Below are 21,488 nucleotides of genomic sequence, written 5' to 3'. Positions count from 1 at the left end.
CGACGCTTCGGTGGCAAAGCAGGCTTGATGCTTGAATTGCGTGGCCGTTCAGGTTATGGCACGCGTCAGCTTTCCGTCAAATCCATGCATGAAAGGGGCACTTCATGGCCCGCGTAACCGTTGAAGACTGCATTGACAAGGTCGACAACCGCTTTGAGCTGGTGCTGCTCGCTGGCCACCGCGCCCGCCAGATCTCGCAGGGCGCGCAGATCACGCTGCCGCGCGACAACGACAAGAACCCTGTCGTGGCACTGCGCGAAATCGCCGACGAGATGCTGTCGCCCGACGATCTCAAGGAAGACCTGATCCACTCGCTGCAGAAGCACGTCGAAGTCGACGAGCCGGAGCCCGAGGCTCCCGAGCCGGCCGACCAGACCACAGCTTCCGCCATCGACGCCGAGGAAGCCGAAGAGAACATCAACTTCGACCGCATGTCGGAAGAAGACCTGCTCGCCGGCATCGAGAGCCTGGTCGCTCCCGAAAAGAGCGACGACTACTAAGAGTTTGACGCTAACTCTACCCTGCCGGGCATCTGCCTCGGTTTTCTGCGCTTCCGGTGCTCACGGACCCTAAAGTCCGCTCCGCTCCGGTTCTCGAAAACCAAGCCATCTCCCTCGGCAGGGCGAGTTATCGAACAAACTCTGCGCCGCCAGAGCGCCAAAAAGCTCGCAAGCGGCGCCAAACCGGCTTATCGGCACTTCCGCGCCGTCACATCTGTGTTTATCTATGACATGCGTCGCAAGCCCTTGCGGCGCATGATTCATTTCGAGTTCCGGGAAGCCGCCCATGATGCGTCAGTATGAGCTTGTCGAGCGCGTCCAGCGCTACAAGCCTGACGTCAACGAAGCGCTGCTCAACAAGGCCTATGTCTACGCCATGCAGAAGCATGGCCATCAGCGCCGCGCCTCGGGCGATCCCTACTTCTCGCATCCGCTCGAAGTGGCGGCGATCCTCACCGACATGCATCTCGACGAGGCGACGATCGCTGTCGCCCTGCTGCATGACACCATCGAGGACACAAGTGCGACGCGCGCCGAGATCGACGAACTGTTCGGCCCCGACATCGGCAAGCTTGTCGAGGGACTGACCAAGCTCAAGAAGCTCGACCTCGTCTCCAAAAAGGCCGAGCAGGCGGAGAATTTGCGCAAGCTTCTGCTGGCGATCTCCGAGGACGTGCGCGTGCTCCTGGTCAAGCTCGCCGACCGGCTGCACAACATGCGCACGCTGCATCACGTGCCCGAAAGCAAGCGGCTGCGCATCGCCGAGGAGACGATGGACATCTATGCGCCGCTGGCCGGGCGCATGGGCATGCAGGGCATGCGCGAGGAGCTCGAAGAACTCGCCTTCCGCTACATCAATCCCGAGGCCTACCGCACCGTCACCGAGCGGCTGTCGGAAATGTCCGAGCGCTCGATAGGCGTGCTCGGCGACATCGAGAAGGCGCTGTCGGCGCAGTTCGAGAAATACGCCATCAAGGCCGATGTGAAGAGCAGACAGAAGAAGCCGTGGTCGGTGTTCCGCAAGATGGAGACCAAGGCGCTGTCCTTCGAGCAGCTGTCCGATATCTTCGGCTTCCGCGTCGTCGTCGATTCCGTCGAGGACTGCTATCGCGCGCTCGGCTCGATCCACACGACATGGTCGATGGTGCCGGGGCGGTTCAAGGACTACATCTCGACGCCGAAGCAGAACGACTACCGATCGATCCACACCACCATCGTCGGTCCGTCGCGCCAGCGCATCGAGCTGCAGATCCGCACCCGCGAGATGAACAAGATCGCCGAATACGGCGTCGCCGCGCATTCGATCTACAAGGACAATGCCGGCAAGCCGAGCAACGGCGCCGGCCACACCATCTCCAAGGAAACCAACGCCTATGGTTGGCTGCGGCGGACCATCGAGCAGCTCGCCGACGGCGACAATCCCGAGGATTTCCTCGAAAACACCAAGCTCGAACTGTTCCAGGACCAGGTCTTCTGCTTCACGCCCAAGGGCATGCTGATCGCGCTGCCGCGTGGTGCTACCCCGATCGACTTCGCTTATGCCGTGCACACCGACGTCGGCGACACCTGCGTCGGTGCCAAGGTCAACGGCCGGGTGATGCCGCTGATGACCGAGCTCAAGAACGGCGACGAGGTCGAGATCATCCGCTCCAAGGCGCAGGTGCCGCCGGCGGCGTGGGAATCGATCGTCGTCACCGGCAAGGCGCGCTCGGCGATCCGGCGGGCGACCAAGAACGCCATCCGCAAGCAATATTCCGGGCTCGGCGCCCGCATCCTCGAACGCGCTTTCGAGCGCGCCGGCAAGAAGTTCTCCAAGGACAACCTGAAGCCGGTGCTGCACCGGCTGGCGCGCAAGGACATCGAGGACGTGCTGGCTTCGGTCGGCCGCGGCGAGCTGTCGTCCAACGACGTCGTCCGCGCCGTCTTCCCCGACTACAAGGAAGAGCGCGCCACCCATCCGGCCAAGCCGCGCGAGGAAGGCTGGTCGAAGATCCGCAACGCCGCCGGCATGCTGTTCCAGATCCCCGGCCGTTCGACCGCGCCGACGCGCAAGGAACAGAAGGCACAAGGCAGTGCCGTGCCGATCCGCGGCGTCAGCGGCGACCTGCCGGTGCGCTTCGCCCCAGAGGGGGCGGTGCCTGGCGACCGCATCGTCGGCATCATGCAGCCGGGCTCGGGCATCACCATCTACCCGATCCAGTCGCCGTCGCTGATGGCCTTCGACGACCAGCCGGAGCGCTGGATCGACGTGCGCTGGGACCTCGACGAGGGCTCGAAGGAGCGTTTTCCGGCCCGGCTTTCGGTGACCGCGATCAATGCGCCGGGCTCGCTCGCCGACATCGCCCAGGTGGTCGCCGCCAACGACGCCAACATCCACACGCTGTCGATGATCCGCACCGCACCCGACTTCACCGAAATGCTGCTTGATCTCGAAGTCTGGGATCTGAAGCACCTGAACCGGCTGATCTCCCAGCTCAAGGACAATTCCAGCGTCAGCGATGCCCGCCGCGTCAACGGGTGAGGGCCTATGCCATTCCGATGAATCGGAATGGGGCCCTATCTTTTTGTTGTAGCATGATCTTTTCCGAAAACCGGCCACCACTTCTAGGGATCATGCTATAGCGCGCTGGACTGACGACGAGGAAAGACGACGATGCAGACAAAAGACGTTCTCGACATTTTCCGCTCGGCGGGCGCCGTGCTCGAAGGCCATTTCATCCTGACGTCGGGCCTGCGCAGCCCGGTGTTCCTGCAGAAGGCACGCGTCTTCATGCATGCCGACAAGACCGAAGCATTGTGCAAGGCGCTGGCCGACAAGATCCGCGCCGAAGTTACGGGCGACATCGACTATGTCGTCGGACCGGCGATTGGCGGGCTGATCCCTGCCTATGAGACGTCAAGGCATCTCAAGGTGCCGGCGATCTGGGTCGAGCGCGAGCAGGGCACGTTCCGGCTGCGCCGCTTCGAGATCGAAAAGGGCGCACGCGTCGTCATCGTCGAGGACATCGTCACCACCGGCCTGTCGATCCGCGAGACCATCGCGTGCCTGAGCGAGCTTGGCGCAGAGGTCGTGGCGGCAGCCTGCATCATCGACCGCTCGGCCGGCAAGACCGATGTCGGCGTGCCGCTGGTAGCCCTTGCCGAATATGAAGTGCCGGCCTATCCGGCCGACCAGCTGCCGCCGGAACTGGCGGCGATCCCGGCGATCAAGCCGGGCAGCCGGAATATCTGAGGATTGACGGGATTGAGCCCGGTAACCCCCCTCTGGCCTGCCGGCCATCTCCCCCGCAAGCGTGGAGATCGGCAGCTTGGGCCGCGTACTCCGAGGGTGAAAAAGTGATCCTCGGCATCGGCAGCGACCTCGTCGACATCAGGCGGATCGAAAAGTCGATCGTCCGCCATGGCGAGCGCTTCATCCAGCGCATCTTCACCGATGTAGAGCAGGCGCGTGCCGAGGGGCGACGTGGGCGGATCGCGTCCTATGCCAAGCGCTTCGCCGCCAAGGAAGCCTGCTCCAAGGCGCTCGGCTGCGGCATATCTGAAGGCGTGTTCTGGCGAGACATGGGCGTGGTCAACCTGCCGGGTGGGCGTCCGACGATGGAGCTGTCGGGAGGCGCGGCAAAAAGGCTGGCAACGATGCTGCCCGATGGCCATCGCGCTGTGCTGCACCTGACGATCACGGATGATTTTCCGCTTGCGCAAGCCTTTGTGATCATAGAGGCGCTGCCGGTCGAACAACCGCCACTATCTTAGGGTTTTGGCGGCGGCTGAGACATTGCCCCGGCGACGGCGAGCCCTTATACCCATCGCGACCTACAATCGAGGACGACATGAGCGTGGCTGAAAAACAGAAGAAGTCTGGCGGGCTCGGCGAGACCGTGAGCGTCATCGTCCAGGCGCTGCTGCTTGCTTTGGTGATCCGGACGCTGCTGTTCCAGCCGTTCTCGATTCCGTCGGGCTCGATGCGGCCGACGCTGCTCGAGGGCGACTATCTGTTCGTCACCAAGTGGGCTTATGGCTATTCGCGCTATTCGCTGCCGCTGTCGCCCAACCTGTTTTCGGGCCGCATTTTCGGCTCCGATCCGGAGCGTGGCGATGTCGTCGTCTTCAAGTTCCCGCCAAATCCGTCGCTCGACTACATCAAGCGTGTCGTCGGCCTGCCCGGCGACCGCATCCAGATGCAGAATGGCCAGCTCTACATCAACGGCACCGCCGTGCCGCGCGAGAAGGTCGGCCAGATCGACAATCCTGATATCACCGAGGTCAACCGCCCGGTCGACGTCTATCGCGAGACGCTGCCGAACGGCGTTTCCTACGACACGCTCGACCTGACGCCCGACTCGATCGGCGACAACACGCGCGAATTCGTCGTGCCAGAAGGCCACTTCTTCATGATGGGCGACAACCGCGACAATTCGACCGACAGCCGCTTCAATGTCGGCTTCGTGCCGGGTGAGAACCTCGTCGGCCGCGCCAACATCATCTTCTTCTCGATCGCCAACGGCGCAAGCCCGCTCGAGATCTGGAAGTGGCCGACCGAGATGCGCGCCTCGCGCCTGTTCAACTTCGTCCGATAGGCATGGCAGGCAAACGGCTCACCGCCACGGAACTCGCCGACGCGCTGCAACTCCGCACCGGCCATAACTTCCGCGACCATCAGCGCCTGCAACGGGCGCTGACGCATGGCAGCGCGCGCAGCGCCAACGCCGGCGTCGATTACGAGCGTTTCGAATTCCTGGGCGACCGGGTGCTTGGCCTTGCCGTTGCCGACATGCTGCTGTCGGATTTTCCTAACGCGCCCGAGGGCGAGCTTTCGGTTCGTCTCAATGCGCTGGTCAACGCCGAGGCGCTGGCCCAGATCGCCGACGAGATCGGCCTTGCGGAGCTGATCCGCGCCGGCTCGGAAGTGCGCAATCTGGCCGAACGCAAGCGCGTCAATTTGCGTGCCGATGCGCTGGAATCGCTGATCGCCGTCATCTATCTCGACGGCGGACTGGATGCGGCCAAGCGCTTCATCCACAAATTCTGGAAGCCGCGCGCCGAGGCCGCAGGTGCTGCCCGCCGCGACCCCAAGACAGAACTGCAGGAATGGGCGCATCAGGCCTCGACTTCAGTGCCTGCCTACCAGATCGAAAGCCGCACCGGCCCTGACCACGACCCCGTCTTTTCGGTGATCGTGCGGGTCGGACAATTTTTGCCCGCCACCGGCACCGGCCGCTCCAAGCGCGAGGCCGAGCAGAACGCCGCCGCTGCCTTGCTGGTGCGCGAAGGCGTTTGGAAGCATGAGGAGACCGCATCGTGACCGATGCCCCTGAAACAACAATGCCTGCGACGGGCGGTACCCGTTCGGGCTTCGTCGCGCTGATCGGCGCGCCGAATGCCGGCAAGTCGACGCTGGTCAACCAACTCGTCGGCGCCAAGGTGTCGATCGTCACCCACAAGGTGCAGACGACGCGCGCCATCGTGCGCGGCATCGCCACCCACGACAACGCCCAGATCGTGTTCATCGACACACCAGGCATCTTCAAGCCGCGGCGGCGCCTCGACACGGCGATGGTGACCACCGCCTGGGGCGGCGCCAGGGATGCCGACCTGATCCTGGTGCTGATCGATGCCGAACGCGGCATCAAGGGCGACGCCGCAGCCATCCTCGAACGGCTCAAGGACGTGCGTCAGCCCAAGGTGCTGATCCTCAACAAGGTCGACCGGGTCGATCCCGAAAAGCTGCTGAAGCTGACGGCGATGGCCAATGAAAGCGTCGATTTCGAGCGCACCTTCATGGTTTCGGCGCTGACCGGTTCTGGCTGCAAGGATCTGCTCGATTATCTCGCCAAGCGCCTGCCCGAGGGGCCGTGGTATTATCCCGAGGACCAGATCTCCGACCTGCCGATGCGCCAGCTGGCGGCCGAGATCACCCGCGAAAAGCTCTATCTGCGCCTGCATCAGGAACTGCCTTACTCCTCGCATGTCGAGACCGAGAAGTGGGAAGAAAAGCCCGACGGCTCGGTGCGCATCGAGCAGGTCATCTATGTCGAGCGCGACAGCCAGAAGAAGATCGTGCTCGGCCACAAGGGCGAGACCATCCGTGCCATCGGCCAGGCCTCGCGCATGGAAATCGGCGGCATCCTCGAGCAGAAGGTGCACCTGTTTTTGTTCGTCAAGGTGCGCGAGAACTGGGGCGACGATCCCGAGCGCTACCGCGAGATGGGACTGGATTTCCCGCGCTAGCGCATTTCCGTCCGGAATTGCGCTCCAGGGGGCAGAGGCTCCCGGCACCCGATCAGTTCAGCCCTGCAATTCTGTGGGCTGCAAAGCCCGCCAGGGCGCTGATCGGAATGGCCGCCGCAGATGGGGCGGCCATGAGCAGCATGGCGATGGCGAACAGAGGATGTTCGCCTGCGATCAGCAGGCCCAACGCCATGAGGGCGGCGACCACGAGCGCTGCGCCCGTCCATATCGCCGCCGAAACCGCTGCAATGATTGAGCCACGGGTTCCAAGGCGCTGGATTGTCCGCCATTTCACAAGTGAATAGGCGCAAAAAATGATCGGCGCGAGCAGCAGCGGCCAAGCCATGATGCCCCACATGCCAAGCCTGTCGCCCGCCCGTAGGGCCAAGTAAAACCCTATCGTCAGCAGAGTATATGTTGCGCAGGATACCAGGGCTCGCCTCACCGACGGAGCCTGCTCTGTTGTTCGCATGGACAGGCTCATTTTGGCCAAACCTCGCAGGCTTTTCCACGCAAGACAGTCTAAGGAACAAGTTCGTGTCGGAGCGACAAGTTCAGCTTGGGCTGGTTACCGATCTGGAACTATGTTCCGTCGGTCTCGCAATGCTTTTTCTGAATCGGGGCGAGGTGGTGCGACATGCGCATGACCGCCCTTTCATCACTCCCGGTCGCTACGCGCGTAGCGGCCCGGCGGCTGCCCGACATGGCGGCTGAAGGCGGTGCTGAAGGTGCTGGCCGAGCCGTAGCCGACCTGGCGGGCGACCTCGTCGAGCGCGATGTCCTTTTTACCGAGCAGCTTCCTGGCGAGCGCCATGCGCCAGGCGAGCAGATATTCCATCGGCCTGAGCCCGACGGTTCGGGTGAAGCGGTCGAAGAAGGCCGAGCGCGACAGGCCGGCCTCGCCGGCGAGTTCGGCCACCGTCCACGGCCGCCGCGGATCACCATGCATCTGCCTTATCGCCGCTGAAATCCTGGCATCCGAAAGTCCGCTGAGGAAGCCGGGTGGCGAGCCCTTGGTGCGGTTCGCCCTCAGCGCCTCGATCAGCAGGATTTCGACGAGACGGCCGAGCACGAGATCGCGGCCGGCATCTTGCCGGCTCGCTTCCTCGCCGACGAGCCGCACCAGCGTCGCAAGCCGTTCGACACCGCTGATATGGACCATGGCGGGCAGCAGCGACACCAAAAGTGCCGCATCGGGAGAGCCGAAGACGAAATAGCCGCCGAGCAGGCGGACATCTGCCGGGCCGTCTTGCCGGCCGTGTCGAACCTCCTCCGTCGGCGCCGGCGCAGTCTTCGGATCGATGCGCCTTGGCGTCACCGGTTCGAAGCCGGACATGGTAAAGGCAGGGGTAGCGGGCAACAGCACGAAGTCGCCCTCTTCGAGCACAACCGCTGCCTCGCCGTCGACGGCGAGGCGGCAGCTGCCTTCGAGTACGGCGCAGAAGCCGGGCTGGCCAAATTCGGCGTAGCGGACGCCCCAGGCTCCCGCGCCGCTGATCCCCTTCGAGAACACCGTGCGCGGCTGGAGCAGTTCGATGACCTGGGCGAGGGGATCTGTCATTTATGGACTTTTGCCAATGAATTTCGGACTTGATATTGATGATAGTCCGGATTCTGAACGGTATTCTCACGGCGTCAACATGAAACAGGAAAACGCCATGAAAACCGTACTGATCACCGGCTGCTCGTCAGGCTATGGCCTGGAGACCGCCCGCCACTTCCATTCCAGGGGTTGGAACGTCGTTGCCACCATGCGCACGCCGCGCGAGGACATCCTGCCGCGCTCGGAGCGGATGCGGGTGATTGCGCTCGACGTGACCGATGATGCGAGCATAGCGGCTGCGCTCGACGCCAGCGGTCCGCTCGACGTGCTCGTCAACAATGCCGGCATCGGCCTCGTCGGTGCTTTCGAGGCGATGCCGATGGTGCATGTGCGCAAGCTGTTCGAGACCAACACCTTTGGCGTGATGGCGATGACCCAGGCGGTCATCCCGCAGTTTCGCGCGCGCCGGTCGGGCGTCGTCGTCAACGTGACGTCGAGTGTGACGCTGGCGCCGATGCCGCTGGCCGCCGCCTACACTGCAAGCAAGATGGCGATCCAGGGGTTCACCGGCTCGCTGGCGCATGAGCTTGGCGCCTTCGATGTCAGGGTCAAGCTGGTCGAGCCGGGCTATGCGCCAAGCACGCGTTTTGCCCACAACACCGAGCTGCGGGTCGAGGATCTCATTCCCGAAGCCTATGCCGGCTTTGCCGGGCCGATCTTCGCCGGGTTTGCGACACCTGAAATGGTGACGAAGGAAACCGACGTCGCCGAAGCCGTGTGGTTGGCTGCGAACGATGTGTCGGGGCAGCTGCGCTTTCCGGCGGGACCCGACGCGGTGGCCCTGGCGCAGGCGGGCTGAGTCAGAGCATGATCCCGAAAAGTGGGTGCCGGTTTTCGGAAAAGATCATGCTGCGACAAGAGCATGATCCCGAAAAGTGGGTGCCGGTTTTCGGAAAAGATCATGCTCCAACAAGAGCCAGATCGTAGCGCAACACGTGGTTGGGGTAGGACTGCCGGTCGATCTGGAACCGGGTTTCGCCGGCCTTGGCAAAACCCTTCCTCAGGTAGAACTCCATGGCGCGCTGGTTTTCGGCATTGACCGCAAGCCAGACGTCGGGCCGGCCTGTGCCGGCGCAGACGCGCAGTGCCGCCTGAAGCAGCCTGCCGCCGGCGCCCGAGCCCTGGTGGCGGGGCTGGACATAGAGCTTGGCGATTTCGAGATCGGAACAGCCGGGCACAGGGGAGGGGGCGCCCGATGTGATCTGGATGAAGCCGTCGATCCCGACGGTGTTCTGCGAGACCAGGATTGTCTGGTCTGTCCGCGCCAAGATCTCCTCGAAACCGGCGGCGGTGAAATGCTCGAGCGCATAGTCGGCGAAGAAGGCACTGACACCGTTGCGGATGTAGGTGTTCAGCCAGACTTCCAGCCCGAGTGCGGCGAGGCTGGAGGCATCCGTCAAGTTGGCCGGCCTGATCACGTCTCGATCCATTCTGTCCGCTAAGAGCAAGCAGCGAATAAAGGATGCTTTGATGTTTTGGAAGGTGTGATCCTTAAAACTCAATGTTGCCGGTTGAACGATAAAAATCTTCGCGCGAATAGAGCGCCAGAGTCGCTTTTTCGTTGGAACAAGAAAGCATGTGAAACGTTGTTTAGTGTTGGAGTGCGATGAGCGGGCAATGCACCGCTCCGTGAGGTGCACGAGCACTCCCAGGAGACTGACATGGATACCACCACTCTTCTCATCATCCTTATCGTACTTGTTCTGCTGGGCGGCGGCTGGTTTGGCCGCGGTCGCTGGTATTAATCAACGCTTTCAAGAGCGGGCGTGGCGGTAATTTTGCGCTTCTTGTTCGGCAAGACGTCAGCGACGCAGGTCATAGCCTCGTGCTCGCACTCGCATCAACAACTCCGCACGGCTCCAAACGTTGCCCGTTAGCTGCTGCCTGCCGCCAATCGAATGAAGTTGAGGCATGGCTGAACCAGTAATCAAATCCGAAGGCCAAAAGGTCGCCGGAGCTGAAGTCGAGAGCTTTCGGAGGCTCTGACCGGATATTCGCGTGACGAGTTGCTCGGCCAAAGCTTCAACTTCCTGATCGCGGGCGGCACCGACCTCGATTCTCTGGCGCGCATCGAAGCCACTTTCGCGGGCGACGCCAATGGCGGCTCGGAAATCTGCTACCGCCGAAAGAACGGCAGCGAGTTCTAGTCATCGGGTGAAGAATACGCTTGCCACTGTGCAGTCGATTGTCTGGCAGGCGCTGCGAAACACTTCCAATCCCGACGTGATCAGGGACTCCATCGAGTCGCGCCTCTTTGCGCTCTCACGGTCGCATGACCTGTTGACCCGCGAGAACTGGGAAGGTGCGGGGTTGCTCGATCTGATCAAGGCAGCCCTGGAGCCGTTCGGGATCGCAAATGGCAGGTCGCAGCACGTTGTCATCACCGGCAGCAACATCCGCGTCTCACCCAAGGTTACCCTGGCACTGGGCATCGCCTTCCATGAACTTGCGACCAATGCGGTAAAATACGGCGCGTTTTCCAACAATGTTGGGTCCGTCCTGATTTCATGGACGATCAAGCCCTCGCCTGAGGGCGGTCGGCTTGTCGTGCGCTGGCAGGAGAAGGACGGTCCGCCGGTCATGCCACCGTCCAGAAAGGGTTTTGGCTCGCGGGTCCTGGAGCGCGGCCTGGCACACGAACTGGATGGCGCGGTCGATCTCGACTACCGGGTGGAAGGCCTTGTCTGCACGATGGACTTTCCTGCCGCCTGTGGTGTTCGCGATGAATAGGCTGCTTTGTGATGCTCGTCCTCCTCATGATCGAAGACATGCTGGCCGACCTCGGCTGCGTGTCGGTGATCGCTGCCGCCACGGTCGAGCAGGCGCTTGCCCTCATCACGGCGCATGATTTCGATGCCGCCATGGTGGACATGAACCTGAATGGCGACAACACCTATGTCGTGGCCGACGCGCTCGCCGCGCGCGGCGTACCTTTCGTCTTTTCGACGGGCTATAGCGGCCACATGAAGGACGGCTACCGCGATCGGCCGGTCCTGAAGAAGCCGTTCATGGACAAGGAACTGGCCGAGATGTTTGCCCACCTGCTGTCAGGCTGACCGGCAAAATCAGGAAACGCCGCGCCCACTGCTGCTCTGAAAAAGAGCTGGCGTCCTGTTGGGTCCCTGGACGGCCAGCATGCGCAGCCGCTGCCCACGCCACATCAGCAGGCTAGCGTTGGCGTGCGGACCTGGCCCGTGCCGGCGGTGGTTTCGGCGAACGGCTGACAGGTGCAGTCGTCGTCGACTTCAGCAGTTTGCGAAAGCTCGGGCACTCCATATGCGACGGCGCCGGGCAGTCGGCGACGTGGCGGATGACGTCGCGCAGCATCCTGAGCTCGATGATCTGGCGTTCCAGCTCCTTGGCCTTGGCGTGCAGTTGGTCGCGCGGAATGTCGGGGCGGTCATCGCTGCCGAACATGGCCGATATCTCGGGCAGCGTGAAGCCGGCTGCCTTGCCCATGCCGATGAGCGACAGTTTCATCAGCACGTCATGGTCGAACTGTCGCCGCAGGCCATGCCGCGCCACCGAACGGATCAGGCCGATCTCTTCGTAATAGCGCAGCGTCGACGGCGGCACGCCAGTGCGTTCGACGACCTCGCCAATATCCAGAAAATGCATGCTTGACCTCAAGTTGGCTTGAATTCGTAGGCTCTGCCTATCGATCGAATTCAGCAAGAGGGAAAAATCATGCAAGTCATTCAACAAACACTGGAAAGACCGGTCTGGCTGGATGGGCGGGCGGTGGCACTGCTGCTCGCCGCATCGCTTACCACCATGGCCAATGCGACGATCAGCCCGGCGCTGCCGGGGCTCGAGCGGCTGTTTGCAGCCGATCCGAACGCGGCGATGCTGACCCGGCTGCTGGTGCCGGCGCCGTCGCTCAGCGTCGCCTTGTTCGCGCCTTTCGCCGGCTTGGCGGTGGACCGGTTCGGCCGCCGTCTGCTGCTGCTTTGGGGTGTGATCCTGTTTGCGGTTGCCGGATGCGCCGGATTGGTCCTGCCCGACCTGCCCAGCATCTTCATCAGTCGCCTCGTTCTCGGGGTGGCGGTGGCACTGATCATGACGGCGCAGACCGCCCTTGTCGGCGACTATTTCAGCGGCGACAGGCGCAGCGCCATGACCGGGCTGCAGATCTCGGCGCGCAATTTCGGCGGCCTGGTCTTCATCTCGCTTGCTGGATGGGTGGCGGCGATGTCGCCGCGCTGGCCCTTCGCCATCTATGGCCTCGCCCTGGTCTTCCTGCCCCTGATGTGGATGGTCATTGTCGATCCGCCCCGGCGTTTGCAGGCAACGGATGCCAAGGCAACAAGTGACGCCGCCGGGCATCCGTCATGGGTGGTGCTGCTGTCGCTGCTGGTGCTGCTGCAGGCGCTCACCAACATGATCTTCTTCGTCATGCCGACGCAGATGTCGTTCTTCCTCGACGCGAAGGGATATGACGCCGCGATGATGACCGGCGCGATCCTCGGCACGGTGATGCTGTCCGGCGGCAGCTTCGCACTCATATATCCCAGGGTGCAGCGCGTCACGGGTTATGCCGGCATCTTCCTCATCGGCTATGCCGCGATGGCGCTCGGCTTTCTGCTGCTGCTCCTGGCTGAAACGACGCCGACGCTGTTTGCGGCGGCGGCTTCGATCGGGGCTGGTTATGCGCTGGTTTCGCCGAGCTTCGTTGCGCTGACCTTGAACCTTGCGCCGCTGCGGCGCAGGGGCCTGAGCGGCGGCGTGCTGACGGCGTCGATCTTCATCGGCCAGTTCATTTCGCCACTGCTGGTCACACCGCTGATTGCAAGGCATGGCTATGGCGCGCTGTTCGGCGCAACGGCACTGCTTCTCGCGGCGATGGCGATCGCGGCTGGTGCCGCCGGCGCTGCGGCGCGGGCCCGCAGGCGCCCCAGTGAAGGCTGAGATTATCCTCGGTCATGCCGGTGAAGCGGCGGGCGGCGGTGCCGCCGCCGCGGCATCATCGGGCGTTTCTGGCGACCATGGCGAGGATGGACTGGAACAGCTCGTCCTTGGCGTCAGTGGCCGTGATGTCTCCGCTTGCCGCGGCGAAGGACAGCGCTTCGGCCGCGCCCAGCATCGCCAGAAGGCCCGATGAGGCGATAGTGCCGGCCGGCGCGAACGGGGCAAGCAGGGTCCGACACTTCTCCATGAAGATCGCCTCGTAGTCGCGCTTGACCTTGGCCAGCTCCGGCGAGCCCGCAAGGGCCGAGATCACCCCGGGGATCTCGCGGCCCTGTTCGAGCACGCAGTCGACATAAGACGCGGCGATGACCATCGCCCGGCTCGGCAGGGTCGGCTCGCTCGCCTGGAAGGCCGCGTCCATCAGAGCGGTCTGGTGCCTGTCGAACTCCTGATACAGTGCTGCGAGCAAGGCGGGCCGTGTGGCGAAATGATCGTAGACGACGGGTTTTGCCACACTCGCCTGCTCGGCAAGCCGGGGCAGGGTGAGCGCTTCGGTGCCGTCCGCGCGGATGACCTGCCAGGCGACCTCGATGAGTTGCCGTCGCCGGTCCTCCCGCGACAGGCGCCGACGTGGCTGCGGTTCAGGCATTTCAACGCTTGACGTCATAATGTACCAAAAGTATATACTAGAAGTAGGTTACAAAAAGTATATAAGCTCTGACCCTTGCCCGCAACCACGAAACAGGAATCTCGACATGCACGCGCTTATCGTCGTCGCCCATCCCGATCCGAAGTCGCTCAGCCACGGCATCGCAGCGCAAATCGCCGAAGGGGTAAGGCTGGCCGGACACACATCGGAGATTGCCGACATTGCCGGGGAAGGCTTCGATCCGCGCTACACCGCAACCGATCTTGCCGTTCACCGCAGGGAAGTGGCGCCGGCGGCCGACGTCGCGGCCGAGCAGGCGCGGATCGACGGCGCCGACACGCTGGTGCTGGTCTATCCCGTCTACTGGTGGTCGATGCCGGCTTTGCTCAAGGGCTGGATCGACCGCGTCTTCGCCAATGGCTGGGCTTATGACGAAGGTGCCGGCATCAAGCCGGTCAAGCGGTTGCGCCACCTCGACGTGCATCTCGTCGCCATCGGCGGCGCGACCACGCGGACCTATGCCCGGCACGGCTATTTCGGCGCGATGAAGATGCAGATCGACCACGGCATCTTCGACTATGTCGGTGCCGCGGTCGCCACATCGGAGCTTATGCTCGACAGCGAAACGCAGGGACCGGCCGAGCATCTGGACGTGGCGCGTGCCATCGGCCGCACGCTGTTCGAAGCAGCAAGACAAAGCCGGACCGAGGCGGCGTGAAAGCGGAGCGCTACAGCACCAGCAGGCCGAGGGCGCGCAACAGCTCGGTGGCCTGGCTTTTCGAGATCGCAGCACCCTTGAGGATCGCCGCCTCGTTGAGCTTCAGCGGGCCAAGGTCGCAGCCGCGCAGGTCGGCACCTTCGAAGCGGCAGGAGCGCATGCTGGCGCCGCGCAGGCTGCAATTGTCGAAGATCGCCTCGCGAAAATCGCAGCCCGTCAGCTCGGCGTCGCTGAAATCGAGATGTCTGAGGGTTTTGCGCCTGAATGAGATCGTGGGCAGCAAGGCGCTGACCAGCCGACATTCCTGAAAGTCGGCGCCGATGAATGTGCAGGCGGCGAAGTTCGCGCCCGTCAGCTTGCTCTGGCTGAATTTCGAGCCGTTGAGCCGCGCGCGCGTCCAGTCGGTGTTGGAGAGGTCGCAATTGTGCAGCCTCACATCGACGCCGTCGATCGACGCAAGTTTGGCGCCCGCCATGCGACAGCTGACCCAACTCGTGTCGGTGAGCGTCGCCGCCGACAGGTCGGCACCCGTCAAATTGCAGTCGGCGAATTCGCAGCCGCTGAGGTCGAGCCGCGACAGATCGCTTCCGGCCAGTTGCAGGCCGGTGAAGGAGCGCTGCCCCTGAGCGAATTGCTCGGCGAGGGCGGTTGCGGGCTGGTCGGCTAGCATGGTTTTCGAAACTGCCTTGTCGCGGGTCGGCTGAGATGTCGGGCCGGTCAGCTTCTCTGCAGGGCGACGTGGACGCCAAGGCCGACGAGTACCGCGCCGCCGGCGCGCTGCATCAGCCGCTGGGCGCGGCGCGAACGCTTGAGCCTGCCGATCATTGCGCCCGCCAGCATGACGCCGACGACGTCGGCGGTGGTGAACATCGCGTTGACCACCGTGCCCAGGATGAAGAACTGCAGCCAGACCGGGAATGCAGCCGAAGCGTCGATGAATTGCGGCAGGAAGGCCATGAAGAAGATCGCCGTCTTCGGGTTGAGCACCTCGACGGCGATGCTTTCGACGAAGGCGCGTCGGGCGGATTTCGGCTCGATGGCGGGCAGGTCGCCGTCGCCTTGCGCCTTGGCGCGGAACAGCGAGATGCCAAGCCAGACGAGATAGCCGGCACCGGCAAGCTTGACGATCGTGTAGGCCAGCGGCACGGCATGGAACAGCACCGACAGGCCGGCGGCGGCGGCAATGACATGGACATAGCCGCCAAGATGGATGCCGAGTGCTGCCATCAGTCCCGACCAGCGCCCGCGCGCCAGCGTCTGGGCAGCGGCGTAGAGCATGGCCGGGCCCGGCATGAAGGCGAAGATCGCGGTGGTGGCGGCAAAGGCGATCAACAGTTCGGCTGATGGCATGGCAGGCTCCCGTCGCATCAAAATGGCGCGACCCTTGCCGGCAAATTCGCACAGGGCGCGGCCGTTCGGTAGGCGAAACCCGTCGGCCAGCCCGGCCTATATTTGGTCCAGCGATCGCGAAGCGCTGTTATGCCGCATATTTGCCGGTTTTTGCTGGCTACGGCTTGCTTCACGAAGTCGTGAGAATCGCGAGGCTGCACTTTCCGCGCTCACGCTCGTCCAGACGAGAACGAGTATTCATCATGTCATATTTTTCGCAGACGATCGTAGATTTTTGGCGGGCGCAGTTTCTCAACGGCGACATTCTCTACAGCGACGACAATTTTACTGTCGCCGCCGACCCTGATCTCGATAAGGACTGCAGGGTCATGGTGATGGAGACTATAGATGGACGGGCCATGGCGGTGCTGACGCCAGAGCTTGCGCTCAAGGCTGGCCTGCGCAAGCGGCAGGGCCTGTCCATCGCCGGCTTTCGCCACGCCCTTGATGAGGCGGGTGTGGTGCTGCATGGCGCCGACCGCATCTATCATTTCACCGAAGCGGAGAAGAAGCGGCTGGCACTGGATGAGCCGGTCGCCGGGCCGAGGCGTCTGGGCGCCGAGGACGCGGCGCTGTTCTCAGGCTTCCGGGCGCAGGCGTCGGAGCAGGACCTCGATGGTGCCTCGGTCGAACTTGACCACTGGCTGGTGTTCGGTTCCTTCGAGCAGGATCGCCTTGTCTGCGCCGGCAGCATGTATCCCTGGATGGACGGTCGCGTCGCCGATCTCGGCGTGCTGACGCTCGAGGCCTACAGGGGCAAGGGCCACGCACGCAAGGTGGTGCGTTCGATCAGCCGGCACGCCTGGGACCTGGGATATGAGCCGCAGTACCGATGCCAGCTCGACAATGCGGCGTCGATCCTGCTTGCCGGCAAGGCGGGCCTCGAACTGTTCGGCACCTGGGAGGTGGTTTCGCCCGATTCAGCCGTCTGATCCCGGCGCCGATCCTCATACTGGCCGGCTAGCGAAAGCGGACCAGCCCGGCCCCCGTCGGCTCGAGTAAAATGGCTCACAGCCGGCGGCGGGGTCAGCCATGCCAGCCTTCGGCGGCAAGCAGCTGGCGGATGACCGACACCAGCGTGTCGCGCGCCTCGCGCCTGATGGCGAAGCCGGCGACAGCGATGCCTTGGGCAGGCGCGTAATAGGCCGCGGTGCCCCAGAAGCCGAGATGCGAATAGACCTCCGCGCCGCCGACGGTTTCGACTGCCATGCCGAGGCGATAGCCATGGGCGCCTTCATGCCTGCCTTGCATTTCGCGCAACGTGTCGGGGCTGTCGAAGACATGGCCTTCGAACAGCGCTGCAAAGAAGGTGGCGAGGTCGCGCACGGACATCACCAGCCCGCCGCCGCCATAGAGGTCCATCGAGGCGCTGATCCCCGTGGCATCGACATCGCCGAAGAACTGGCGCGCCCGCGGCTGGCTGTGCGGCGGCTGCGGCTCCGATATCTCCCACCACGACGAGGTCAGGCCGAGCCGGTCGAACTTCATCTCGCGCCGGACGGCTGCCGCAAGCGTCGTGCCCGAAATGCGCTCGACGATGTCGCCAAGCAGGATGTAGCCGGTGTCGGAATAGCTGAAGCGCGTGCCCGGTTCGCTGAGCGGCGCCGAGAATTTGGCGCCCAGGCGAACCTGCTCTTCGCGCGTCCACAAACGCTGCGGCTCGCGTATGACGGTGGCAAAGAATTCGGGGTCGTCGGTGTGGTCGACCAGCCCGCCGCTGTGGTTCAGCAGGTGGCGAACGGTGATCCTGTCGGTGCGGTAGCCGGCGGCAGCGAGCAACGCGTTGAACAGCGGGTCGATCTGCTGTGCGATCGGGCCGTCCAGATCGATGAGCCCGCGTTCCCAGAAGCGAAGGATGGTTGCGGCAACGAAGGTCTTGGTGTTGCTGGCGACCCTGAGCGGCGTGTCGACCGACATCGGCCGGCCGGCTTGTTCGTCGGCCATGCCTGATGCAGTGGCCCAGGGCCGCTCCACGCCCATGCCGGTGGCGTAGAGTGCCAGCGGGATCTGCTGCTGTTGGACAAGTTCGACAAGCTCTTTTCGGTTCATTCCATTCCTCACGCGGCAGTGCGCCCGCGGCACGATTCGCTGGCGTCACTCTGGTGCGGCGGTGCTGCCGAGGGATAGCGCCAGTTTGCGCAACAGTCTGGCCAGTTGCGCCTGCTCGTCCCAGGTCAGGCTTTCGAGCATCAGCGTCTCGACCGCCATGTCTGCCTCGAACGCCTCGCGGGCGCGAGCAAGGCCTTCTTCGGTCAGTTCGACCGGCAGGCTGCGGCCGTCGCCGTCGGAGGCGACCTGCCTGACGAGGCCCGCCTTGAGCAGCTTGGCGATGCGGTTGGTGACGCCGCCCGACGAGATCATCATCGACTTGTAGAGCTCGGTCGGGCGCAGCCGATAGGGGGTGCCCGAGCGCAGCAGCGTGAACAGCACGTCGGCCTCGCCGGTGTCGAGCCCGTAGGAGGCGAAGATCGCTTCGATCTTGGGGCGGGCAGCGAGCGTGATCCAGCGGGCGCGACCCAGGATCGCCATGCCGCGCGTGTCGAGATGGGGCAGTTCCTTGGCCCATTGCGCCCGGCGCGCGTCGATGCCGTCCTGCAGGCCGTCGCCGGCCAACTCCCCATTATTTTCGTCGAGATGTCTTGACACTAAGATAGTTCCGCTATTTATCTTAGCACTAAGATATCTCGGGGTTGACCATGACGCAACAGGAAGTTCTTCGTCTGCCGGTGTCCTACGCCGCGCGCTCGCCGCTGATCCTGCTGGCCTTGTGCGGCTTGGTCTTTGCCACCCGCATCATGATCTCCAAGGCGGCGCTGAATGCCGGCATGCAGCCATTCCAGCTGGCGCTGGTCGCCAATGCCGGCGCGGGCATGGTGCTGTTGCCGCTGCTCGCCGCCTCCGGGCAGGGCATTCCGCGCGAGCGCAGCCATCTCGTGCTCTATCTGGTGCTCGGCATCGTCAGCTTCACCGTGCCGACGGTGCTCGGCTACTACATCGTCGATCGCGTCGGGCCGGCCTACACCTCGACGGTCTATTCGCTGTCGCCGCTCTTGACGATGAGCTTTGCTGCCGGGCTCGGCATCGAGCGCATGTATTTGAGGCGCTTCGCCGGCATCCTGATCGGCCTCGCCGGCATGGCCGCACTGGTGCAGCAGCAACTGGCCGAGATCGACTTCTCGCAGACTGTCTGGGTGCTGCTCGGCATCATCGTTCCGGCCTGTGCCGCCGCCGGCAACATCATCCGCACGGCTTACTGGCCCAAGGGCTCGTCGGCGCTCGCCTTCTCCTGCGGCATCCTGTTGAGCTCGAGCCTGATGGTGGCGCTGGTGGCGCCGTTCTTCGAGGCGCCGTCGAGCTGGGTCTTTTTCGATCGCGATATCCTGTTCTGGATCGGCTGCATGGTCGCCACCTCTGCTACCTCCTACCTGCTCAATTTCCGCCTGCAGGAAATCGGCGGGCCGGTGTTCTTCAGCCAGCTCGGCTATTGGGGCACGGGCTTCGGTGTGGTGCTGGCGGCAATGCTGTTCAACGACGTGCTGACTGTGCTTTCGGTCTTGGGCCTGGTCGCAATCATCGCCGGCGGCGTGCTGGCCAACCGCAAGCGCGCCTGATCAATTCAATCTTCAACGAGGAAAACACCATGTCCTTCCAGGCTTATCTCGACACCATCAAGACCAAGACCGGCAAGGGACCGGAAGAATTGGCAGCACTCGCCGACGGCAAGGGATTTTCCGACGCCGGCAAGCTGAAAGCTGGCGTGAAGGCCGGTCAGATCATCGAATGGCTGCGCGACGAGTTCGGCCTTGGCCACGGTCATTCGATGGCCGTCTATGCGCTGTTGAGCGGCAAGAAGAAGCCGGGCGACAAGTAGCGGCTGGCGAGGTCAGCCGGCCGTCACCGGCTCGGCCAGCACCGCCGCCACGAAACCGCGCAGGCTGGCGGCGACGAAATCCTCGACCCGGCCCTGCGGGTCGAAGCCCCACCACAAAAGCGAGCCTTGCCACTGCGAGGCCATCAACAGGCCGATGCCTTGGGGCGCTGCGGCAACAGCTGTGAAGCGCTCGTCGAGGGCGGCCGACAACGCCGCTTTCCAGGCAGCGCCGCGCGCCCGGAGTGCTGGATCGCGCAGATCCTCGCGCAGCACCAAGAGACCTTCGGCATAGGTTTCGATGCCGCCATAATCCGACAGGCCGACAAGCAAGGCGATTGCACCCTCGGGCGTTTTCGGCGTCGAGGCGGCGAGCGCCGCCGTCTTGGCGTCGAGCCCGTCCCAGGCATGCAGAAGCGTTGCCTGCTTGAGCTTGGCCTTTGTCCTGAAGCGCTGCACCAATGTCGCCGGCGACAGGCCGCAGGCGCGCCCCAGGCTTTCGAAGGTGAGGGCGTCGGGGCCATGCTCATGCAGCAGCCGCGAGGCGGCGACCAGGACCTCTTCGTCGGACAGGGTTTTGCGGCGGGGCATCTTGACCTTTATTTATAAACGAATATTCATTTATATATCGCTTCGAAGCCGATTACCAGCCTGCGAAAGAAACACTCTCGGGAGAGATCGATGACACTGCAAGGAAAAGTAGCGCTCGTTGCCGGCGGTAGCCGCGGCGCGGGCAGGGGCATTGCCACGGAACTGGGCGCGGCCGGCGCCACCGTCTACGTCACCGGGCGGACGACGCGTGACCACCAGTCCGAATACCAGCGGCCGGAGACGATCGAGGAAACCGCCGAGACCATCGATGCGGTTGGCGGCAAGGGCATCGCGGTGCGCGTCGACCATCTCGTTTCCGACGAGGTCCGCGCCCTCGTTGCCCGCATCCGCAAGGACGAGGGCCGGCTCGACATACTGGTCAACGACATCTGGGGCGGCGAGAAGCTGTTCGAGTGGAACAAGCCGGTGTGGGATCACGATCTCGACAATGGCCTCAAGATGCTGCGGCTGTCCATCGACACCCATCTGATCACGGCTCATCACGCCTTGCCGCTGATGATCGAGAAACCGGGCGGGCTGCTGGTCGAGGTCACCGACGGCACGGCGGAATACAATGCGGTGAACTACCGCCTATCGCCCTTCTACGACCTGTGCAAGGCGGCGGTGCTGCGCATGGCCTGGGCGCATGCCAGGGACCTGGCGCCGCATGGCGCGAGCTCGGTGGCGATCACGCCGGGCTGGCTGCGCTCGGAAATGATGCTGGAGCATTTCGGCGTCACCGAAGCCAACTGGCGCGACGCGCTCGAGAATGTTCCGCATTTCGCCATCTCCGAGACGCCGCGCTTCGTTGGCCGTGCCGTGGCGGCCCTTGCGGCCGACCCCGAATTGGCGCGCTGGAACGGCCAGTCGCTGTCGAGCGGCGGCCTGGCCCAGGTCTATGGTTTCACCGACCTCGACGGCTCCCGGCCCAATGCCTGGCCCTATGTCGTCGAGGTGCAGGATGCCGGCAAGCCGGCCGATACCACAGGTTATCGCTGAGGCGGTGTGGTTTCCGCGTTCCGGCGCCGACGTCG

Annotated in this window: 27 protein-coding genes; 17 read left to right on the top strand and 10 right to left on the bottom strand. The window is 63.7% G+C overall.

The window, feature by feature from the left end; genetic code table 11:
* Positions 1 to 104 precede the first annotated feature (104 nt).
* The 7 genes from rpoZ (at position 105) to era (ending at position 6,728) form a co-directional block, all read left to right on the top strand.
* Complete coding sequence (rpoZ, locus tag DY201_RS21260; RefSeq protein WP_115732934.1) at positions 105 to 500, top strand: DNA-directed RNA polymerase subunit omega; 396 nt, start codon at positions 105 to 107, stop codon at positions 498 to 500.
* A gap of 286 nt (positions 501 to 786) precedes the next feature.
* Entirely contained in the window at positions 787 to 3,021 is a 2,235-nt protein-coding gene (locus DY201_RS21255) for a RelA/SpoT family protein (protein WP_115732933.1), read from the top strand.
* A 132-nt stretch (positions 3,022 to 3,153) separates the two neighbouring features.
* Positions 3,154 to 3,732, top strand: a complete 579-nt coding sequence (pyrE, locus tag DY201_RS21250) for an orotate phosphoribosyltransferase (RefSeq protein WP_115732932.1) — start codon at positions 3,154 to 3,156, stop codon at positions 3,730 to 3,732.
* 104 nt (positions 3,733 to 3,836) lie between these two features.
* On the top strand, positions 3,837 to 4,253 hold the full coding sequence (acpS, locus tag DY201_RS21245) for a holo-ACP synthase (protein WP_115732931.1): 417 nt from the start codon (positions 3,837 to 3,839) through the stop codon (positions 4,251 to 4,253).
* A 77-nt stretch (positions 4,254 to 4,330) separates the two neighbouring features.
* Complete coding sequence (gene lepB / locus DY201_RS21240) at positions 4,331 to 5,077, top strand: signal peptidase I (protein WP_115732930.1); 747 nt, start codon at positions 4,331 to 4,333, stop codon at positions 5,075 to 5,077.
* Positions 5,078 to 5,079: 2 nt separating this feature from the next.
* On the top strand, positions 5,080 to 5,802 hold the full coding sequence (rnc, locus tag DY201_RS21235; RefSeq protein ID WP_115732929.1) for a ribonuclease III: 723 nt from the start codon (positions 5,080 to 5,082) through the stop codon (positions 5,800 to 5,802).
* Between the two features lie 20 nt (positions 5,803 to 5,822).
* Complete coding sequence (era, locus tag DY201_RS21230; RefSeq protein WP_115732928.1) at positions 5,823 to 6,728, top strand: GTPase Era; 906 nt, start codon at positions 5,823 to 5,825, stop codon at positions 6,726 to 6,728.
* A gap of 52 nt (positions 6,729 to 6,780) precedes the next feature.
* Here the strand turns inward: era and DY201_RS21225 are convergent, their stop codons facing one another.
* Positions 6,781 to 7,086 (bottom strand): hypothetical protein, encoded by a 306-nt coding sequence (locus DY201_RS21225; protein ID WP_115732927.1) that lies wholly within the window; start codon positions 7,084 to 7,086, stop codon positions 6,781 to 6,783.
* Positions 7,087 to 7,386: 300 nt separating this feature from the next.
* Positions 7,387 to 8,289 carry an AraC family transcriptional regulator gene (locus DY201_RS21220; RefSeq protein ID WP_115732926.1) on the bottom strand — a complete coding sequence of 301 codons (903 nt, stop codon included), beginning with the start codon at positions 8,287 to 8,289 and terminating at the stop codon, positions 7,387 to 7,389.
* Between the two features lie 97 nt (positions 8,290 to 8,386).
* On the opposite strand from DY201_RS21220, the gene DY201_RS21215 reads away from it, so the two are divergent.
* Positions 8,387 to 9,130 (top strand): SDR family oxidoreductase, encoded by a 744-nt coding sequence (locus DY201_RS21215; RefSeq protein ID WP_115733913.1) that lies wholly within the window; start codon positions 8,387 to 8,389, stop codon positions 9,128 to 9,130.
* Positions 9,131 to 9,230: 100 nt separating this feature from the next.
* Here the strand turns inward: DY201_RS21215 and DY201_RS21210 are convergent, their stop codons facing one another.
* Positions 9,231 to 9,761 (bottom strand): GNAT family N-acetyltransferase, encoded by a 531-nt coding sequence (locus tag DY201_RS21210; RefSeq protein WP_115732925.1) that lies wholly within the window; start codon positions 9,759 to 9,761, stop codon positions 9,231 to 9,233.
* A 576-nt stretch (positions 9,762 to 10,337) separates the two neighbouring features.
* Here DY201_RS21210 and DY201_RS29575 point away from each other — a divergent pair.
* Genes DY201_RS29575 through DY201_RS21195 form a run of 3 tightly spaced genes read left to right on the top strand, consistent with a single transcriptional unit; the run spans position 10,338 to position 11,387 of the window.
* Positions 10,338 to 10,478: a hypothetical protein gene (locus DY201_RS29575; protein WP_245432062.1), complete on the top strand. Its 141-nt coding sequence runs from the start codon at positions 10,338 to 10,340 to the stop codon at positions 10,476 to 10,478.
* Positions 10,479 to 10,485: 7 nt separating this feature from the next.
* Positions 10,486 to 11,061 (top strand): sensor histidine kinase, encoded by a 576-nt coding sequence (locus DY201_RS21200; protein WP_245432061.1) that lies wholly within the window; start codon positions 10,486 to 10,488, stop codon positions 11,059 to 11,061.
* 11 nt (positions 11,062 to 11,072) lie between these two features.
* Positions 11,073 to 11,387 carry a response regulator gene (locus DY201_RS21195; RefSeq protein ID WP_115732923.1) on the top strand — a complete coding sequence of 105 codons (315 nt, stop codon included), beginning with the start codon at positions 11,073 to 11,075 and terminating at the stop codon, positions 11,385 to 11,387.
* A 112-nt stretch (positions 11,388 to 11,499) separates the two neighbouring features.
* Here the strand turns inward: DY201_RS21195 and DY201_RS21190 are convergent, their stop codons facing one another.
* A complete protein-coding gene (locus DY201_RS21190) occupies positions 11,500 to 11,949 on the bottom strand; it encodes a helix-turn-helix domain-containing protein (RefSeq protein ID WP_115732922.1) in 450 nt (149 codons plus the stop codon).
* Positions 11,950 to 12,018: 69 nt separating this feature from the next.
* On the opposite strand from DY201_RS21190, the gene DY201_RS21185 reads away from it, so the two are divergent.
* On the top strand, positions 12,019 to 13,239 hold the full coding sequence (locus DY201_RS21185; protein WP_115732921.1) for an MFS transporter: 1,221 nt from the start codon (positions 12,019 to 12,021) through the stop codon (positions 13,237 to 13,239).
* A gap of 55 nt (positions 13,240 to 13,294) precedes the next feature.
* Here DY201_RS21185 and DY201_RS21180 read toward each other — a convergent pair whose 3' ends face one another.
* Positions 13,295 to 13,888, bottom strand: a complete 594-nt coding sequence (locus DY201_RS21180; protein ID WP_425358741.1) for a TetR/AcrR family transcriptional regulator — start codon at positions 13,886 to 13,888, stop codon at positions 13,295 to 13,297.
* Between the two features lie 106 nt (positions 13,889 to 13,994).
* Between DY201_RS21180 and DY201_RS21175 the strand changes: the two genes are divergently transcribed.
* The gene (locus DY201_RS21175) at positions 13,995 to 14,606 is read left to right on the top strand and encodes an NAD(P)H-dependent oxidoreductase (protein ID WP_115732919.1); all 612 of its coding nucleotides are present in this window, start codon (positions 13,995 to 13,997) and stop codon (positions 14,604 to 14,606) included.
* Positions 14,607 to 14,616: 10 nt separating this feature from the next.
* Here the strand turns inward: DY201_RS21175 and DY201_RS21170 are convergent, their stop codons facing one another.
* Both DY201_RS21170 and DY201_RS21165 read right to left on the bottom strand, forming a co-directional pair.
* Positions 14,617 to 15,276, bottom strand: coding sequence for a pentapeptide repeat-containing protein (locus tag DY201_RS21170; protein ID WP_115732918.1), 660 nt, complete (start codon positions 15,274 to 15,276; stop codon positions 14,617 to 14,619).
* 47 nt (positions 15,277 to 15,323) lie between these two features.
* Entirely contained in the window at positions 15,324 to 15,956 is a 633-nt protein-coding gene (locus DY201_RS21165; RefSeq protein ID WP_115732917.1) for a LysE family translocator, read from the bottom strand.
* 242 nt (positions 15,957 to 16,198) lie between these two features.
* Between DY201_RS21165 and DY201_RS21160 the strand changes: the two genes are divergently transcribed.
* Positions 16,199 to 16,927: a GNAT family N-acetyltransferase gene (locus tag DY201_RS21160; RefSeq protein WP_115732916.1), complete on the top strand. Its 729-nt coding sequence runs from the start codon at positions 16,199 to 16,201 to the stop codon at positions 16,925 to 16,927.
* Between the two features lie 94 nt (positions 16,928 to 17,021).
* Here the strand turns inward: DY201_RS21160 and DY201_RS21155 are convergent, their stop codons facing one another.
* Both DY201_RS21155 and DY201_RS21150 read right to left on the bottom strand, forming a co-directional pair.
* The gene (locus DY201_RS21155; RefSeq protein WP_207904321.1) at positions 17,022 to 18,044 is read right to left on the bottom strand and encodes a serine hydrolase domain-containing protein; all 1,023 of its coding nucleotides are present in this window, start codon (positions 18,042 to 18,044) and stop codon (positions 17,022 to 17,024) included.
* 45 nt (positions 18,045 to 18,089) lie between these two features.
* Positions 18,090 to 18,641, bottom strand: coding sequence for a MarR family transcriptional regulator (locus DY201_RS21150; protein ID WP_115732915.1), 552 nt, complete (start codon positions 18,639 to 18,641; stop codon positions 18,090 to 18,092).
* A 50-nt stretch (positions 18,642 to 18,691) separates the two neighbouring features.
* Here DY201_RS21150 and DY201_RS21145 point away from each other — a divergent pair, with 50 nt between their 5' ends.
* Positions 18,692 to 19,606 (top strand): DMT family transporter, encoded by a 915-nt coding sequence (locus DY201_RS21145; protein WP_115732914.1) that lies wholly within the window; start codon positions 18,692 to 18,694, stop codon positions 19,604 to 19,606.
* 29 nt (positions 19,607 to 19,635) lie between these two features.
* Positions 19,636 to 19,866, top strand: coding sequence for a DUF4287 domain-containing protein (locus DY201_RS21140; protein ID WP_115732913.1), 231 nt, complete (start codon positions 19,636 to 19,638; stop codon positions 19,864 to 19,866).
* Positions 19,867 to 19,878: 12 nt separating this feature from the next.
* On the opposite strand, the gene DY201_RS21135 is transcribed toward DY201_RS21140, so the two are convergent.
* On the bottom strand, positions 19,879 to 20,454 hold the full coding sequence (locus DY201_RS21135) for a TetR/AcrR family transcriptional regulator (protein WP_115732912.1): 576 nt from the start codon (positions 20,452 to 20,454) through the stop codon (positions 19,879 to 19,881).
* A 90-nt stretch (positions 20,455 to 20,544) separates the two neighbouring features.
* Here DY201_RS21135 and DY201_RS21130 point away from each other — a divergent pair, with 90 nt between their 5' ends.
* A complete protein-coding gene (locus tag DY201_RS21130) occupies positions 20,545 to 21,453 on the top strand; it encodes an SDR family oxidoreductase (protein WP_115732911.1) in 909 nt (302 codons plus the stop codon).
* Positions 21,454 to 21,488 lie beyond the last annotated feature (35 nt).

The sequence above is a fragment of the Aminobacter aminovorans genome (assembly GCF_900445235.1).
Lineage (GTDB): Bacteria > Pseudomonadota > Alphaproteobacteria > Rhizobiales > Rhizobiaceae > Aminobacter > Aminobacter aminovorans.
The sequence above is the reverse complement of the archived record's forward strand: the minus strand, read 5'-3'. Positions and strand labels throughout refer to the sequence as shown.

Excerpts from the sequence above, each read along its gene's own strand:
- rpoZ (WP_115732934.1), top strand. The coding sequence starts at position 105 with ATGGCCCGCGTAACCGTTGAAGACTGCATTGACAAGGTCGACAACCGC.
- DY201_RS21255 (WP_115732933.1), top strand. The coding sequence starts at position 787 with ATGATGCGTCAGTATGAGCTTGTCGAGCGCGTCCAGCGCTACAAGCCT.
- pyrE (WP_115732932.1), top strand. The coding sequence starts at position 3,154 with ATGCAGACAAAAGACGTTCTCGACATTTTCCGCTCGGCGGGCGCCGTG.
- lepB (WP_115732930.1), top strand. The coding sequence starts at position 4,331 with ATGAGCGTGGCTGAAAAACAGAAGAAGTCTGGCGGGCTCGGCGAGACC.
- rnc (WP_115732929.1), top strand. The coding sequence starts at position 5,080 with ATGGCAGGCAAACGGCTCACCGCCACGGAACTCGCCGACGCGCTGCAA.
- era (WP_115732928.1), top strand. The coding sequence starts at position 5,823 with ATGCCTGCGACGGGCGGTACCCGTTCGGGCTTCGTCGCGCTGATCGGC.
- DY201_RS21225 (WP_115732927.1), bottom strand. The coding sequence starts at position 7,086 with ATGTGGGGCATCATGGCTTGGCCGCTGCTGCTCGCGCCGATCATTTTT.
- DY201_RS21220 (WP_115732926.1), bottom strand. The coding sequence starts at position 8,289 with ATGACAGATCCCCTCGCCCAGGTCATCGAACTGCTCCAGCCGCGCACG.
- DY201_RS21215 (WP_115733913.1), top strand. The coding sequence starts at position 8,387 with ATGAAAACCGTACTGATCACCGGCTGCTCGTCAGGCTATGGCCTGGAG.
- DY201_RS21210 (WP_115732925.1), bottom strand. The coding sequence starts at position 9,761 with ATGGATCGAGACGTGATCAGGCCGGCCAACTTGACGGATGCCTCCAGC.
- DY201_RS21195 (WP_115732923.1), top strand. The coding sequence starts at position 11,073 with ATGCTCGTCCTCCTCATGATCGAAGACATGCTGGCCGACCTCGGCTGC.
- DY201_RS21190 (WP_115732922.1), bottom strand. The coding sequence starts at position 11,949 with ATGCATTTTCTGGATATTGGCGAGGTCGTCGAACGCACTGGCGTGCCG.
- DY201_RS21185 (WP_115732921.1), top strand. The coding sequence starts at position 12,019 with ATGCAAGTCATTCAACAAACACTGGAAAGACCGGTCTGGCTGGATGGG.
- DY201_RS21180 (WP_425358741.1), bottom strand. The coding sequence starts at position 13,888 with ATGCCTGAACCGCAGCCACGTCGGCGCCTGTCGCGGGAGGACCGGCGA.
- DY201_RS21175 (WP_115732919.1), top strand. The coding sequence starts at position 13,995 with ATGCACGCGCTTATCGTCGTCGCCCATCCCGATCCGAAGTCGCTCAGC.
- DY201_RS21170 (WP_115732918.1), bottom strand. The coding sequence starts at position 15,276 with ATGCTAGCCGACCAGCCCGCAACCGCCCTCGCCGAGCAATTCGCTCAG.
- DY201_RS21165 (WP_115732917.1), bottom strand. The coding sequence starts at position 15,956 with ATGCCATCAGCCGAACTGTTGATCGCCTTTGCCGCCACCACCGCGATC.
- DY201_RS21160 (WP_115732916.1), top strand. The coding sequence starts at position 16,199 with ATGTCATATTTTTCGCAGACGATCGTAGATTTTTGGCGGGCGCAGTTT.
- DY201_RS21155 (WP_207904321.1), bottom strand. The coding sequence starts at position 18,044 with ATGAACCGAAAAGAGCTTGTCGAACTTGTCCAACAGCAGCAGATCCCG.
- DY201_RS21145 (WP_115732914.1), top strand. The coding sequence starts at position 18,692 with ATGACGCAACAGGAAGTTCTTCGTCTGCCGGTGTCCTACGCCGCGCGC.
- DY201_RS21140 (WP_115732913.1), top strand. The coding sequence starts at position 19,636 with ATGTCCTTCCAGGCTTATCTCGACACCATCAAGACCAAGACCGGCAAG.
- DY201_RS21135 (WP_115732912.1), bottom strand. The coding sequence starts at position 20,454 with ATGCCCCGCCGCAAAACCCTGTCCGACGAAGAGGTCCTGGTCGCCGCC.
- DY201_RS21130 (WP_115732911.1), top strand. The coding sequence starts at position 20,545 with ATGACACTGCAAGGAAAAGTAGCGCTCGTTGCCGGCGGTAGCCGCGGC.